This is a genomic window from Marinobacter sp. NSM (genome assembly GCF_052380025.1).
GTDB lineage: Bacteria > Pseudomonadota > Gammaproteobacteria > Pseudomonadales > Oleiphilaceae > Marinobacter.
In genome coordinates this window covers 107,213-121,625 of sequence record NZ_JBQTCK010000005.1, presented here as the reverse complement: position 1 = coordinate 121,625, position 14,413 = coordinate 107,213, and the positions used below count along the sequence as shown (strand labels likewise).

Sequence of the window (14,413 nt, the reverse complement as noted above, 5' to 3'; positions counted from 1 at the left end):
GTTCAGTGTGCGTTACGCATATGGCCGATTCTCAGCCATACCCGCAGGCGTCGAAACTCATGCTCGGGAGCATTGGCTTGGAATGGCCCGATCTTGCCGGTAATCATTACCATGATGCTACCTGATCTGGAGTCTTGGGGGTGGAGTTTCAAGATCAGGCAGGACGCACCCAGGGTACTTGAGACGCAGACCCGAACGGGTGTCTCATGGCCATCGCCGAACTGGCAGGTTATGCCGCCGCTGTCGGTGCGCAGGGACTTAAGGGCCTTGGGCCCGCGTAACAGGCCATAGCGCCGGAAGTTTCGCCAGGCGAAAGCGATTGTGACCGGCACTGCCATCAGTAACCAGAGGCTGGTTTCCAGTGCCGTACCAAGGGCAAAAGCGCTGAGCAGTAACCAGGGTGTACTGGCCAGCAGGCCCGCGATGCCGGAGGGGGATAGAGTCAGATCAATCCGGCTGGACACGGTTCAGGATGATGTCAACGATGCGCTGAAGATCCGGGTCTTCCGGCCGGCTGCGTTGCATGAACCACTCGAACATATCGCTGTCTTCGCAGCTCAGCAGTTTCTTGAAACGGGCCTGGTCATCCGGATTAAGATCCCGGTACGCTTCCTCCAGAAAAGGTAGCAGCAGAACGTCCAGTTCCAGCATGCCCCGGCGGCTGTGCCACCACAGGCGATGGAAGTCGGTATGGTCGTTGGATGCGTTGGTGTCTGACATAGTCGGTTGCCTTGAAAAGAGTGGTGCCTCCCGGTTAGGGAGCAATTGTTCGATAGGTGGTGGGTACCAGAACCGTGTCTTGCGGATCGTTCAGTAGCCCTGGGTAGTCCAGTGTGTAATGCAGGCCCCGGCTTTCCTTACGCTGCAGGGCTGAGCAGATAATCAGGTCGGAAACGGTGACCAGATTACGCAGCTCAATCAGGTCGTTGGTGACCCGGTAATTGCTGTAGAACTCGCCGATTTCTCGGGACAACAGATCCACCCGGTGCTTGGCTCGCTGCAGACGTTTGGTGGTGCGTACAATGCCCACGTAGTCCCACATGAAATGGCGTAATTCGTCCCAGTTGTGGGAAATCACAACGTCTTCATCGGAGTCACGCACCTGGCTTTCATCCCAGTCCGGTGCGATGGGCGGCTCCGGTATGTCGGATTCCCGCCGGGCGATGTCAGCGGCGGCAGCGCGGCCGTACACCAGACATTCCAGCAGGGAGTTGCTGGCCATGCGGTTGGCACCGTGCAGGCCGGTGAAGGCAGCTTCGCCCACCACATACAGCTGGTTGATGTCGGTGCGAGCCCGTTCGTCGCTGACAATGCCGCCGCAGGTGTAATGGGCGGCCGGCACCACCGGAATGGGCTCCCTGGTGATGTCGATGCCAAACTCCCGACACTTTTCATAAATGGTGGGGAAGTGGTGCTTGATGAAATCCGCCGGTTTGTGGCTGATGTCCAGGTACAGATGGTCGGCACCCAGGCGTTTCATTTCATGGTCGATGGCCCGGGCGACGATATCCCGGGGCGCCAGTTCGGCACGTTTGTCGAACCGGTCCATGAATCGGCTGCCGTCTGGCAGTTTCAGCACGCCGCCTTCGCCACGAACCGCTTCGGTAATCAGAAACGATTTGGCATGTGGATGGTACAGGCAGGTGGGGTGAAACTGGTTGAATTCCATGTTGGCCACTCGGCAACCGGCCCGCCAGGCCATGGCGATGCCGTCGCCGGATGCACCGTCCGGATTGGTGGTGTAGCGGTAGGCCTTGGAGGCGCCGCCGGTGGCAATCACGGTAAACCGGGCGCGGAACAATTCTACGTGGTTATCTTCCAGGTTCAGTATGTAGGCGCCTACGCATCGGTTGCCTGGCAGGGCGAGTTTGCGGTTAGTGATCAGGTCTACCGCCACCCGGCCCGCTTTAAGATCAATGTTCGGGCGAGCCTGTGCCTGACTGGCGAGTGTGGTCGACACCGCATGACCAGTGGCGTCGGCGGCATGGATGATGCGCCGGTGGCTGTGGCCACCTTCCCGGGTCAGGTGGTAGTCTTCGCTGTCATCCTGGCGGGTGAACTTTACGCCCGAATCAATCAGCCACTGGATGCTCTCTTTACTGTGCTCCACGGTAAAGCGCACGGCATCTTCGTGGCACAGACCGCCGCCGGCGTTGAGGGTATCCAGGATATGGTTTTCGACGGAGTCGGCATCATCAATCACCGCAGCAATGCCGCCCTGGGCCCAGAGTGTGGCGCCGGAGCTAATGTCTGCCTTGCTGACCACGCACACGCTGAGGTGCTCTGGCAGATTGAGCGCTACGGTCAGACCGGCAGCGCCGCTGCCGATAATGAGAACGTCGTATTCGAAGGGCTGTGGCATTGAGTCGTTATCGCGGGCCATAATGTGGACGTGTATTGAACTAAACTTTACGCTTGCTGTCTATTTGGCCTGATGGATAAGCCGCCCGCCGGTTGCTGTCCAGGACCATGGGTTCATGATCGAACGCCGGAAGAGCCGAATGACACAAGCAGCAAATCTTATCAAGGCCACTCCGTTGGCTACCAAGACAGGACATTCTGTTACGTCGTCCATGACTCCTGATAACGACTGGAAACCGGGTGAGCAGACCGACAGTCAGACGGATCTGCAGTTGGTGCGCAAGGTTCGCAATGGCGATCGTGCGGCCTTTGATCTGCTTGTGGTCAAGTATCAGTCGCGGGTGGCCTCCATCATCAGTCGATACGTCTACGACAGCCAGGAAGTAATGGACCTGACCCAGGAAACCTTTGTCAAAGCGTTCCGGGCGGTCGAGCGGTTCCGTGGCGACAGCGCTTTCTACACCTGGCTGTACCGGATTGCCGTTAACACCGCCAAGAACTATCTGGAAGCCCGTGGTCGCCGGCCGCAGGGCTCGGCGGACTCAGCAGACGCAGAGAATTTTGACGATGGTGGTCGGCTGCGGGATGTCGCTTCTCCCGAGCGGCTGTTGCAGCGGGAGCAGCTGCAAAAAGCACTTTCGGAAGCAATAGCAGGCCTGCCTGAGGAACTTCGTTCCGCTTTTCTGCTCAGGGAATATGATGGCCTGAGTTATGAGGATATCGCCCGGATTCTGGAATGCCCGATCGGAACCGTTCGGTCGCGGATATTCAGGGCCCGGGATGCAGTGGACCGGCACTTGGGTCCCTTGCTCAATCATTCAGTGACGTAAATGAGGTTGCATCCGATGGATGAGCGTCTCAGAGAAACCCTGTCCGCGATGATGGACGACGAAGCAGATGAACTATCGGTTCGTCGCCTGTTGTCTCATGGTAATCAGGATGAGGTCAGGAACCAGTGGCAACGCTGGCAACAGGTTCGTGACCTCATGCATGAAAGTCATGGCCCTGAAGAGAGCGTCGATGTGGCGGTGGCTGTCCGTGAGGCTCTCGATGGTCACGTACGCCCTGAACCTTCAAGGCTCAAGACTCAGGTTGCCGCAGGCTCCTACTGGCGATGGCCGGTGGCGGCGATGGTCGTTATGGCTCTGGTCATTGGATTTGGCGCCGGCGCCGGATGGGATGGGCAAGCCCAGGAGCCGGTAGCTGCGGTGGCAGTGACCGAGCTGTCTGATGAGGATGCACTGGCTTTGTCTGCCAGTGTCGAGGAAGTTGCCTTGCAGCGTCTGGACGAAGATCAGCTTAAGCAGATGCGCCAGTTTATGCTCGAACACGCGCAGCACAACAGTGTTGGCGCAGGCCGGGGTTCTGTTGGTTATGCCCGGCTGGTGAGTGCCAGCAGTGGCTACTGACGTTGGGGAACGGCCGATGAAGTGGGTGGTGAGCAGCCTGGTGTCCCTGAGCCGAAGCGTGTTCGCCGGTGTGCTTGCCGGAGTGTTGATCATGCTGCCTGCTCACGGAGCCAATGCTGAGACGAGTAACAAACCTGTTTCTGCAGATCCCGCTGATGCGATGTCGTGGCTGGAGCGCCTGGGGCCGGCTTTGAACATGACCTCTTACCGAGGTGTTTTCGTCTATGCCCGTGGGGATCAGGTCCATTCCATGAAGATTGCCCATCGTTTTCGGGATGGCCAGGTGGAAGAGCGACTGGTCATGCAGGATGGTGGCAGTGGCGAGATTGTCCGTAAAGGCATGAATGTGGTTTGTGTGCTCCCTGACCGTGGTCGGGTGAGCCTTAACGAAGTGATTCCTTCCGGCCCGTTTGCCGAGGCGTTCACCAGTCAGCTGATGCCGTTTGGGCAATGGTATCGCTCAGAGCTTGCGGGTGAAGATCGCATCGCCGGTTATGATGTGGTGACCATTGCGTTAACCGCCCGTGATGACGAGCGATACAGCCATCGGCTGTGGATGGAAAAAGACACCGGCTTGCTGGTCAAGAGCCAGGTCCGCGATGGTGATGGCGAAGTGCTGGAGCACTTTCAGTTTACCAGTCTCGAAATTACCGATGAGATCGCCGACGAGGAGCTGGAAATACAGACCCAGGGGCGCGAAATAACCCGCACGCTGGCGACCAGAGACCCTCAGCAATCGGTGGTCGGCCGCATGAGCGGCTGGACTCTCAACTGGCGGCCCGAGGGCTTTGTGCCAGCGGCCGCGCCGCGGTCTGGCAAGGGCAAAGCCGTCGCTTTCTCGGATGGCCTGGCAGCGTTTTCGGTGTTTGTCGAACCGGTTGGCCAGTTGAAAATGCCGACAGGGGCCTCGCGGGTGGGGGCAACCACTATATACATGCGCGAGATCCTGGTCGCCGACAGACCGTTCCTGGTTGCCGTGGTGGGCGAGATTCCCCCTCGTACTGCCCGGAAAGTGGCGGATGCCGTTGAAATAGATGACTCCCTGGCCCTGGAGTTATCAGGGCTGTGATCACCGAGACCGGTAAGGTGGTGGCCCTGAGTGGCGATAGTGTCTGGGTGCAAACCATCCGCACCGGCGCTTGTCAGAGCTGTTCCGCCAGAGCTGGTTGTGGTCAGCGGGCACTGGCCAAAGTATCCGGGGGGCGCGCGAATCAGATTCTGGTGGGGAATACCTTGGGTGCCAGGGTTGGTGATGAAGTGGTGATCGGTATTGATGAACAGTCCCTGTTGACAGCATCGTTGGCTGTGTATGGTGCTCCGTTGCTGCTGATGGTGTTGGCCAGTATTGTTGGTTATCGATGGTTTAGCGGCACCGATGCCGCGGCCATCGCGGGCGCCCTGGCAGGGCTCGGGGCGGGATTCTGGTGGGTGCGTCGATGGCAGCGCCGGGGTGGAGATCGATACCAGCCGCGGCTGATCAGAGTGAACAGTGCTCATTCCGTGACATGTCTGTGAATCCTACCGTTTTGTAAGTTGAAAATCGGGTTGCCGGCCCCAGAATTACAGCGTAATTACAAGCAGAACAGGGGTTCCACATGCCGAGATCAAACACAGAGGTTGCCCGTCTGGCTCCGGTCCGGAGCGCAGGACACTACTGGGCGGCCTTACTGACGCTTTCCGTCATGGTTTCAGTTTTCTGGAGCCAATCCCTGGCCGCGCGCGGCTTGCCGGACTTTACCGAACTGGTTGAAGAGAACTCCAGCGCGGTAGTGAATATCAGCACCACAAGTGAACCACGTAATCAGGGCTCCCGTTTCCAGGGTTCGCCGTTCGATGAACGGCAGCTTGAGCAGTTGCCGCCGTTCCTGCAGGAATTTTTCCGTGGCCCGCAATCGCCATTCGGCGGCTCGCCCCGTTCGCAGCAGCCCCAGCGCTCCATGGGTTCTGGTTTCATTGTGTCAACAGATGGTTATGTACTCACCAACAACCATGTAGTGGAAGGTGCTGACGAGGTCATCGTGCGGTTGAACGACCGTCGTGAGTTTCAGGCCACCATTGTTGGCACCGACCCCCGTTCAGACATGGCCGTGCTGAAGATCGAGAACGGTGAGGATCTGCCCGTGGTCAAGGTGGGGCGTTCACGTGACCTCAAGGTGGGCGAATGGGTGTTTGCCATCGGTTCTCCGTTCGGTTTTGACTACACGGTTACGGCAGGCATCGTCAGCGCCCTTGGTCGTTCATTGCCCTCCGAAAACTACGTGCCATTCATTCAGACAGACGTGGCAATCAACCCCGGTAACTCCGGTGGGCCACTGTTTAATCTTGATGGTGAGGTAGTGGGTATCAACTCCCAGATCTATACCCGCTCTGGCGGTTTCATGGGGGTTTCTTTCGCCATTCCGATTGACGATGCGATGAGCGTATTCAACCAGATCCGGGACAAGGGCAGCGTTGCGCGGGGCTGGCTTGGTGTGTTGATTCAGGAAGTAAACCGGGACCTGGCGGAATCTTTTGGCCTGAAACGCCCGAGGGGCGCGCTGATTGCGGAAGTCATGCAGGGGTCGCCGGCTGAGAAGGGAGGCCTGGAATCCGGAGATATCGTGCTGGAATACAACAGCGAGCCGGTTCAGTTGTCATCAGACCTGCCGCCGCTGGTGGGCCGGACGCCGGTGGGCGAATCGGCCCGGCTGACGGTACTGCGGGGTGGTCGGGAAATTGAGTTGGATGTGACCATCGGCCGCTTGCCGGAAGATGGCGATGACAGTTCAGACCCCGTGGTAGGTGAAAACAATGCGCCGTCACAGGACCCGCTGGGCCTGGCGGTAGAATCCCTGGCGCCGGAGCAGGCCAGTGCCGCCGGTGTTCAGGGCGGCGTGCTGGTGACCCGGGTAGGCCAGGGGCCGGCAGCGGAAGCCGGGATTCGTTCCCGGGACATCATCACCGAGATTAATCGCGAACAGGTGCGCTCAGTGGAGGATTTCCGGCACGCTACCCGCAAGCTGCCGTCTAACCGGGCGGTTTCGGTCAGAATCGTCCGCCAGGGTCGTGCCATCTATCTGGTGATGAAGCCCTGACACCATAGAAAACAGGCGTTTCGCAAGCCCCCGGTGTCTTTGACGACAGGCCCGGGGGCTTTTGCTATAATCGCCCAAACTGATAATAAATGGGGTCATGGAACGGACCGAAAACGATGATGACCAGCAAGGAACTTCCCCTCCGACAGCTTCTGCAATTACGCCATGCCTGGATTGCCTGGCTTGTGTTCTTTGTTGCCGTAGCCGCCACCCTGCTTCTATGGCAGGTGTCAATCCGCCTTGTGGAAGACCGCACCGAGGCCCACTTCCGAACCCAGTCCCTGCAGTTGAAAAGCGCCATCGAAGAACGGTTACTCAATTATGAGCAGGTGCTGGCAGGCAGTTCCGGTTTGTTCTCGGTCGCCGGGGAAGTAACCAGGGAGCAGTGGCGGGAGTATGTCGAAAAAGTCGATATCGACCGTTACTACCCGGGTATTCAGGGTATCGGGTATGTGCAACGGATTGGTGTTCGGGATATGGCCGATCACATCGCTTCGGTGCGGGCCGAAGGTGTCTATAACTATCTGGTCAAGCCGCTCGGTACGGGCCCGTTCTATTACCCCATGGTGTACCTGGAACCGGGCACAGATCGCAACCGCAGGGCGCTGGGTTACGATGCCTTCAGTGATCCGATACACCGGATAGCAATGGAAAGGGCCCGGGACGATGCTGTACCAACCGTGACGGGTAAGGTGGTTCTGGTTCAGGAATCGCTGGCGGAAGACCAGGCCGGCTTTCTGATGTACTACCCGGTATATCAGGGCGGAGAAATCCCGGACGTTCGCGCAGAGCGTCGAATGATGCTGTCTGGTTATGTGTTCAGTGCCTTCCGGATGAATAACCTGATTGATGGCATTGTTGGCCTTATCTCTCCCTTTCTTGACGTGCGGATCTACGATAGCAGGGTGGCCGCCCGCGATACACTGATGTATGGGTCCAATCTCGGTTCACTGGACAACGACTACAGTTTCGAAATGAGCCAGACCATTTCCCACGGGGGGCGGAACTGGCTGTTGCAGACCCGCTCCACGCCTGCCTTCGACTTTTTGGCGGCAGACCCTCGCCCACCGATTGTGCTTGGGTCCGGTCTGGCCATCAGTGTTCTGCTGTGCCTGTTTGTGCTGGCGTTGATTCGCTCCCGACTGATCGCTCAGATCAGCGCAGGCCGCTACCGGGCCATTACGGAAGGGGCTGCCAACGTTACGCTGGTGATGGATCGCCACGGCGAGCCCCTTTATGCCAGCCCATCCAGCCGAGACATTCTGGGCTTCGACCCTGACAAGGTCCACTCAATGCAACTTGAAGCCCAGGTGCACCCGGACGATCTGCTCCAGCTGCAGCGCGGGTTCGAGGAATCCATGCGTGCTCCGGGCAAACAGATGCCGGTCGTCCGGGCTCGTATCCGGGATGCTGAGGGCCAATGGCGTGACATGGAAGGCACCTATACCGCCATGTTGTCGGTGCCTGGCGTTAATGGCGTAGTCCTGAGCCTGCGGGACCTGACCCAGCTCAAAGCTGCCCAATCCGAGTTGCATCGACTGGCGTTCTACGACCCGCTCACCGGGCTGGCAAACCGTCAGTTGTTCCGGGACCGTCTGAACCACGTGGTACGCCGGAGTCGCCGCAGTGGTGAACCCGCGGCCCTGATGTTTCTGGATCTCGATGGTTTCAAACGCATTAATGACACCCTGGGGCACGACGCCGGGGATGAGCTGCTGAAACAGGTGGCGCTGTGGCTGGAAGGTTGTGTGCGAGAGGAAGACTCAGTGGCCCGCCTGGGAGGCGACGAATTTGTGGTGCTGTTGTCTCAGATCAGCGGGCCGGACGCCGCCGGCAAGGTGGCAGAGTCCATACTCCGCCGCCTGTGCCAGCGAATACGCCTGAACGACCACGAAGTGGGCATTACCGTGAGTATCGGCATCACTCTGATTCCGCATGATAGCGAGGATGCCGTTACTCTGATGAAGTATGCCGATCTGGCCATGTACCGGGCCAAGGAGCTGGGTCGCAATACCTATCAGTTCTTCACTCCTGCCATGAATATCAAGGCCGCCCGGCGCCTGTTGCAGCAGGAAGAGCTGGCCACGGCCCTGGATGGCGACCGGTTTGTTCTGCATTACCAGCCAAAGATTGATCTCGTCAGCCAGCGGGTGATTGGCGTTGAAGCTTTCCTGCGTTGGCACCACCCGGAAAAGGGACTGGTTTCGGCGCAGCAGTTTATCAACCTGGCGGAAGAGACCGGCCTAATTGTCCGGCTGGGCGAGCTGGCCCTGCGGCAAGCGTGTATTCAGGTGCAGGCCCTGGAACGGGCCGGCTTCGAATCCCTGAAGATGGCAGTGAACCTGTCGGTGCGACAGCTCACCGATTCCGGTTTCCTGGACATGATTCGTCAGGTCATTACGGAAACCGGCGTGTCGCCGGAGCGACTGGAACTGGAGATGCCGGCAGAGTTGTTGAACGAAGACCCTCGCATGCTGCGTGAACTGCTGGTGTCGCTGAATGATCTCGGGGTTTGCCTGATCCTGGACGACTTCGGGACCGGTTCATGCTCGCTGGTCGCGTTACAGCAGCTCCCGCTGGACGTCATCAAGATTGATCATCGGTTTATCCGGGACATTCCCTATAACGTCAGTGCTACCGATGTGGCGTCTGCCGTGATCGCGCTGGCGAAGAAACTGCACCTGACCGTGGTAGCCGAGGGCGTGGAAACCCTGCAGCAGCTGAGTTTCCTGAAATCCGCCGGGTGCGCCCAGTGTCAGGGTAATCTGTTCAGCTACCCGCTGGACGAAGACGCGTTGATCGGGTTCCTGATCCGGCAGTACGAGAAGCCGCTTATTTCCTGATCATGGCAATAGCGGCCGGTAACCGGTAAAATCACGCCGTTCCCGGACCCGGTAGCGGCCATTCCGGGCTCAACCCTACGTCTTATATGAGTAATCATTGTCTGTGACTGAACTGAGCCGAATCCGTAACTTTTCCATTATTGCCCACATTGACCACGGTAAATCCACACTGGCGGATCGTTTTATCCAGATATGCGGTGGCCTGACCGACCGCGAAATGGCCGAACAGGTGCTTGACTCCATGGATCTGGAGCGGGAACGGGGTATTACCATCAAGGCCCAGAGCGTAACGCTCAACTACACCGCCAAAGATGGTGAAACCTACAAGCTGAATTTCATCGACACCCCTGGCCACGTGGATTTTTCCTATGAGGTATCCCGGTCCCTCTACGCCTGTGAGGGTGCGCTTCTGGTGGTAGATGCCGGCCAGGGTGTGGAAGCCCAGTCGGTGGCCAATTGCTATACCGCCATTGAGCAGGGCCTTGAAGTGGTGCCTGTTCTGAACAAGATGGACCTGCCCCAGGCAGAGCCGGAACGGGTGGCGGCGGAAATTGAGGACATCATCGGTATCGAAGCCGCCGATGCGGTGCGCTGCAGTGCCAAAAGCGGTCTGGCCGTGGAAGATGTACTTGAGGATCTGATCCGGAAGATTCCGCCACCGAAGGGTGACCGTAGTGCGCCTCTGCAGGCGCTGATCATTGATTCCTGGTTCGATAACTATCTGGGCGTGGTATCCCTGGTTCGGGTGACCGAGGGTGTTCTGCGCAAAGGCGACAAGATTGTCATCAAATCCACCAAGAAAGCGTGGAATGCCGACAAGGTGGGTATTTTTAATCCGAAACCCACCGACACTGATGTTCTGGAAGCCGGTGACGTAGGCTTTGTGGTGGCGGGTATCAAGGATATTCACGGTGCACCGGTGGGCGACACCATCGTGCATCAGAAGTTCGCCGACGAAACTCCGATGTTGCCGGGCTTCAAGAAGGTTCAGCCACAGGTTTATGCGGGCCTGTTCCCGGTCAGCGCTGACGATTATGACGACTTCCGGGATGCCCTGGAAAAGCTGACGCTGAACGACGCCTCCCTGTTTTTTGAGCCAGAGAATTCTGACGCCCTTGGTTTCGGGTTCCGCTGTGGTTTCCTGGGCATGCTGCACATGGAAATTATCCAGGAGCGGCTGGAGCGTGAGTACGATATCGATCTGATTACCACGGCGCCCACGGTAATCTATGAAGTCATTACCAAGCAGGGTGAGACACTGTCGGTGGACAACCCCTCGCGGCTTCCGGATATTGGCTCTATCGAGGAAATGCGTGAGCCCATCGTGGAGGCGAATATCCTGGTGCCTCAGGAACACCTGGGTAACGTTATTGCCCTGTGTGAAGAGAAGCGGGGTGTTCAGAAGAACATGCACTTCATGTCCACCCAGGTTCAGCTCACCTACGAGTTGCCGATGGCGGAAGTGGTGATGGATTTCTTCGATCGGATCAAGTCTGCCAGCCGTGGTTTTGCCTCGCTGGATTACCACTTCGTGCGGTTCCAGCAGGCCAATCTGGTTCGCCTGGACGTGTTGATTAACGGTGAGCGGGTCGACGCCCTGGCATTGATCGTGCATCGGGATCTGGCGCACCGCAAGGGGCGCCAGCTGATCGAGAAAATGAAAGAGCTGATTCCCAGGCAGATGTTTGATATCGCCATCCAGGCGGCGATCGGAACCCAAGTGGTGTCACGGGTTACGGTCAAGGCATTGCGCAAGAACGTTACCGCCAAGTGTTACGGTGGTGACGTCAGCCGGAAGAAGAAACTGCTTCAGAAGCAGAAAGAAGGTAAAAAACGTATGAAGCAGCTGGGCAATGTCGAGGTGCCTCAGGAAGCGTTTCTTGCTGTATTGAAAGTGGATAACTAAAACTAAGGCTCCCGGATGGATATTGATTTTCCGCTGGTACTGGTGGTTCTGACCTTCGCGACTGGATTGATCTGGCTGGCGGATAAAGTGTTTTTCAGCAAACGGCGGCAGGCAGCTGGTCCGGACGTTGGCGGTGCCGCGTCTGATGACACTGCTGAAGCCAGTGAACCCTGGTTGGTCGACCTGAGCCGATCATTCTTCCCGGTGCTGGCCATCGTTCTGGTGCTTCGTTCGTTTCTGGTAGAACCCTTTCAGATTCCCTCCGGTTCGATGCTGCCGACCCTCGAAGTTGGTGATTTTATCCTGGTAAACAAGTACGCCTACGGGCTTCGGTTGCCAGTGGCCGGCACCAAGGTGGTGTCGATGGGTGATCCCGAGCGTGGTGATGTCATGGTGTTCCGTTATCCGGAGGATGGCGCCACCAACTACATCAAACGAGTGATTGGTTTGCCGGGTGACCGGGTGCGCTATCGCGATAAACAGCTGTTTATCAATGATGAACCGGTGGCCAGGGAGTTTGTGGCCCGTCTTCCGCCAATGGAGCGCTGGCGTGAGGAAGTGGGCGGCGTTGAGCACGATGTGTATCTGACCCTGGGCCGGGTTGCAGGCAACGGGGAAGGTGAATGGCTGGTGCCTGATGGCCACTACTTTGTCATGGGGGACAACCGGGACAACAGTAACGACAGCCGGTTCTGGGGCACTGTGCCTGATGAGCTTGTGGTCGGGAAGGCCTTTGCCATCTGGATGCACTGGAAATCACTGACAAGTCTGCCATCTTTTGATCGAGTGGGTAGCATTGACTAACCCCGTTGTGCCGGAGACAAACATGATGAAAAAGAATAATCCCGTCGGATTGCAGCAGCAGGGCGGCAGCGCTCTAACCATGCTGATTGTGGCGATGTTTTTTGGCAGCCTGCTGGCCCTGGGGCTGAAAATTGGCCCTGCTTACCTGGACGATTTCACCATTCAGGAAGCACTGGAAGGTCTTGATGGCACCGAGGGGTTGTCGCGAATGGGGCCGGCTGAGGTGCGCAACCTGATTAACCGGCGCCTGAGCGTCAATAACGTCAGGGGCTTCGACACCAAGCAGATCAGCGTTGAGAAAAATGGCGAGTTTGTGGTCATCAAGGTGGACTACGAGGTTCGCAATCATCTATTCGGAAACGTGGACACCATCGTTCACTTCCAGCACGAGTATGAGTTAAAGGGACAGTGAGTTCACAACCAGATCTGGATCAGTTGCAGCGTCGTATCGGATACACCTTCAAGGAACCCGAGCGGTTGCTGCTGGCCCTGACCCACAGAAGTTACGGGAACCAGAATAATGAACGCCTGGAGTTCCTTGGGGATTCCATCGTTAATATGGTGATTGCAGAGCACTTGTACCTGCACTTCGAGAAAGCCCGGGAGGGCCAGTTGAGCCGGCTCCGAGCGCGGATGGTCAAAGGCGTGACCCTCGCCGAGATCGGTCGCGAATTCCAGTTGGGTCAGTATCTCCGGCTTGGCTCCGGTGAACTCAAGAGTGGTGGCTACCGGCGCGAGTCGATTCTGGCGGATGCGGTGGAGTCCATCATCGGTGCTATATACCTGGACAGCGATTTTCATACCTGCCGTGAGCAGGTGCTGCGCTGGTTCGAGCATCGCCTGGCCAACCTGGACATTCAGGACACCCAGAAAGATCCGAAAACCCGGTTGCAGGAATACCTGCAATCCCGGCAGTTCCCGCTGCCTCGTTACGAAGTGATCTCCGTCGACGGTGAAGCCCATGAGCAGACGTTCCACGTCTCCTGTGCCTTACCGTCACTGGATCGAAAGACCAGCGGCACCGGTAGCAGTCGGAGAATTGCTGAACAGCAGGCTGCCCGCAATGCCCTAAAGCAACTGGGCGTGGAGAACTCCTGATGAATGATATTACCCGCCCGGAAGATCCGGACAGCCGTTGTGGTTTTGTCGCCATTGTTGGCCGGCCGAACGTGGGAAAATCCACGCTTCTGAACCATATCCTGGGCCAGAAACTGAGTATTACCTCCCGCAAACCCCAGACCACCCGACATCAGGTGCTGGGTATCAAGACAGACGGACCGGTGCAGGCCATCTATGTGGATACCCCCGGCATGCACGAAGACGAGCCCCGTGCGCTGAACCGTTACATGAACAAAGCGGCGTCGTCTGCCCTGATCGACGTGGACGTGGTGGTGTTCGTGGTGGACCAGCTGGCGTGGACCACTGCCGATGACATGGTGCTGGAGAAATTGTCGCGGTTGAAATGCCCGGTTATCCTTGCAGTTAACAAGGTGGACAAGGTTGAGAGCCGGGACAAACTGCTGCCGCACCTTGAGGCACTGTCCAAAAAACGGGAATTTGCCGAAATTATCCCTTTGTCTGCGTTGAAAGAAACCAACCTCCAGCCACTGGAGGAAGCTGTGGGACGTTTTCTGCCCCAGAGTGTGCACTTCTACCCGGACGATCAGATTACGGATCGTAGCGAGCGCTTTATGGCGTCGGAGATGGTGCGGGAGAAAATTACCCGCCAACTCGGGGCTGAATTGCCTTATTCCGTGGCAGTAGAGATCGAAGAGTTCAAGCATGAGGGGAAAACCCTGCATATCTCGGCCCTGATTCTGGTGGAAAGGGAAGGCCAGAAGAAAATCATTATCGGTGACAAGGGCGAGCGCCTGCGCCGCATTGGCCAGGAAGCCCGAGTGGATATGGAACGCATGTTTGGCACCAAGGTCATGTTACGTTTGTGGGTGAAGGTAAAGCGCGGCTGGGCCGACAGCGACCGGGCATTGAAAAGCCTTGGCATGAGCGATTTCTGAG

14 protein-coding genes are annotated in these 14,413 nt (G+C 57.7%); 11 read left to right on the top strand and 3 right to left on the bottom strand.

Going from position 1 to position 14,413, the window contains the following annotated elements; all coding sequences use genetic code 11:
• Positions 1 to 2: 2 nt before the first annotated feature.
• The 3 genes from ACTZWX_RS12490 to nadB are packed head-to-tail and all read right to left on the bottom strand — an operon-like array spanning position 3 to position 2,362.
• Positions 3 to 464 carry a hypothetical protein gene (locus ACTZWX_RS12490; protein ID WP_444714213.1) on the bottom strand — a complete coding sequence of 154 codons (462 nt, stop codon included), beginning with the start codon at positions 462 to 464 and terminating at the stop codon, positions 3 to 5.
• The gene (locus ACTZWX_RS12485; RefSeq protein WP_444714212.1) at positions 448 to 720 is read right to left on the bottom strand and encodes an FAD assembly factor SdhE; all 273 of its coding nucleotides are present in this window, start codon (positions 718 to 720) and stop codon (positions 448 to 450) included. Before ACTZWX_RS12485 ends, ACTZWX_RS12490 begins: the two co-directional genes overlap by 17 nt.
• A gap of 34 nt (positions 721 to 754) precedes the next feature.
• Positions 755 to 2,362: an L-aspartate oxidase gene (gene nadB, locus ACTZWX_RS12480; RefSeq protein WP_444714211.1), complete on the bottom strand. Its 1,608-nt coding sequence runs from the start codon at positions 2,360 to 2,362 to the stop codon at positions 755 to 757.
• Between the two features lie 139 nt (positions 2,363 to 2,501).
• Here nadB and rpoE point away from each other — a divergent pair, with 139 nt between their 5' ends.
• The 11 genes from rpoE (at position 2,502) to era (ending at position 14,412) form a co-directional block, all read left to right on the top strand.
• Complete coding sequence (gene rpoE / locus ACTZWX_RS12475; RefSeq protein ID WP_061332282.1) at positions 2,502 to 3,191, top strand: RNA polymerase sigma factor RpoE; 690 nt, start codon at positions 2,502 to 2,504, stop codon at positions 3,189 to 3,191.
• Positions 3,192 to 3,206: 15 nt separating this feature from the next.
• Positions 3,207 to 3,770: a sigma-E factor negative regulatory protein gene (locus ACTZWX_RS12470; RefSeq protein ID WP_444714210.1), complete on the top strand. Its 564-nt coding sequence runs from the start codon at positions 3,207 to 3,209 to the stop codon at positions 3,768 to 3,770.
• A gap of 16 nt (positions 3,771 to 3,786) precedes the next feature.
• Positions 3,787 to 4,839 (top strand): MucB/RseB C-terminal domain-containing protein, encoded by a 1,053-nt coding sequence (locus ACTZWX_RS12465; protein ID WP_444714209.1) that lies wholly within the window; start codon positions 3,787 to 3,789, stop codon positions 4,837 to 4,839.
• The gene (locus ACTZWX_RS12460) at positions 4,836 to 5,285 is read left to right on the top strand and encodes a SoxR reducing system RseC family protein (protein WP_444714208.1); all 450 of its coding nucleotides are present in this window, start codon (positions 4,836 to 4,838) and stop codon (positions 5,283 to 5,285) included. The genes ACTZWX_RS12465 and ACTZWX_RS12460 overlap by 4 nt, the downstream gene beginning before the upstream one ends.
• Before the next feature lie 80 nt (positions 5,286 to 5,365).
• A complete protein-coding gene (locus ACTZWX_RS12455; RefSeq protein WP_444714207.1) occupies positions 5,366 to 6,844 on the top strand; it encodes a DegQ family serine endoprotease in 1,479 nt (492 codons plus the stop codon).
• A gap of 116 nt (positions 6,845 to 6,960) precedes the next feature.
• The gene (locus ACTZWX_RS12450; RefSeq protein WP_444714206.1) at positions 6,961 to 9,687 is read left to right on the top strand and encodes a bifunctional diguanylate cyclase/phosphodiesterase; all 2,727 of its coding nucleotides are present in this window, start codon (positions 6,961 to 6,963) and stop codon (positions 9,685 to 9,687) included.
• A gap of 103 nt (positions 9,688 to 9,790) precedes the next feature.
• Positions 9,791 to 11,593, top strand: coding sequence for a translation elongation factor 4 (gene lepA / locus ACTZWX_RS12445; protein WP_444714205.1), 1,803 nt, complete (start codon positions 9,791 to 9,793; stop codon positions 11,591 to 11,593).
• A gap of 15 nt (positions 11,594 to 11,608) precedes the next feature.
• Positions 11,609 to 12,397: a signal peptidase I gene (gene lepB / locus ACTZWX_RS12440; protein ID WP_444714204.1), complete on the top strand. Its 789-nt coding sequence runs from the start codon at positions 11,609 to 11,611 to the stop codon at positions 12,395 to 12,397.
• A gap of 25 nt (positions 12,398 to 12,422) precedes the next feature.
• Positions 12,423 to 12,809, top strand: a complete 387-nt coding sequence (locus ACTZWX_RS12435; RefSeq protein ID WP_444714348.1) for a DUF4845 domain-containing protein — start codon at positions 12,423 to 12,425, stop codon at positions 12,807 to 12,809.
• The gene (gene rnc, locus ACTZWX_RS12430) at positions 12,806 to 13,495 is read left to right on the top strand and encodes a ribonuclease III (protein WP_061332276.1); all 690 of its coding nucleotides are present in this window, start codon (positions 12,806 to 12,808) and stop codon (positions 13,493 to 13,495) included. The genes ACTZWX_RS12435 and rnc overlap by 4 nt, the downstream gene beginning before the upstream one ends.
• Positions 13,495 to 14,412, top strand: a complete 918-nt coding sequence (gene era, locus ACTZWX_RS12425; RefSeq protein ID WP_444714203.1) for a GTPase Era — start codon at positions 13,495 to 13,497, stop codon at positions 14,410 to 14,412. The genes rnc and era overlap by 1 nt, the downstream gene beginning before the upstream one ends.
• The last annotated feature ends 1 nt before the right edge of the window (position 14,413 follow it).

Coding starts and splice junctions, on each gene's coding strand:
- ACTZWX_RS12485 (WP_444714212.1), bottom strand. CDS start 720: ATGTCAGACACCAACGCATCCAACGACCATACCGACTTCCATCGCCTG.
- nadB (WP_444714211.1), bottom strand. CDS start 2,362: ATGCCACAGCCCTTCGAATACGACGTTCTCATTATCGGCAGCGGCGCT.
- rpoE (WP_061332282.1), top strand. CDS start 2,502: ATGACACAAGCAGCAAATCTTATCAAGGCCACTCCGTTGGCTACCAAG.
- ACTZWX_RS12470 (WP_444714210.1), top strand. CDS start 3,207: ATGGATGAGCGTCTCAGAGAAACCCTGTCCGCGATGATGGACGACGAA.
- ACTZWX_RS12465 (WP_444714209.1), top strand. CDS start 3,787: ATGAAGTGGGTGGTGAGCAGCCTGGTGTCCCTGAGCCGAAGCGTGTTC.
- ACTZWX_RS12455 (WP_444714207.1), top strand. CDS start 5,366: ATGCCGAGATCAAACACAGAGGTTGCCCGTCTGGCTCCGGTCCGGAGC.
- ACTZWX_RS12450 (WP_444714206.1), top strand. CDS start 6,961: ATGATGACCAGCAAGGAACTTCCCCTCCGACAGCTTCTGCAATTACGC.
- lepB (WP_444714204.1), top strand. CDS start 11,609: ATGGATATTGATTTTCCGCTGGTACTGGTGGTTCTGACCTTCGCGACT.
- ACTZWX_RS12435 (WP_444714348.1), top strand. CDS start 12,423: ATGAAAAAGAATAATCCCGTCGGATTGCAGCAGCAGGGCGGCAGCGCT.
- era (WP_444714203.1), top strand. CDS start 13,495: ATGAATGATATTACCCGCCCGGAAGATCCGGACAGCCGTTGTGGTTTT.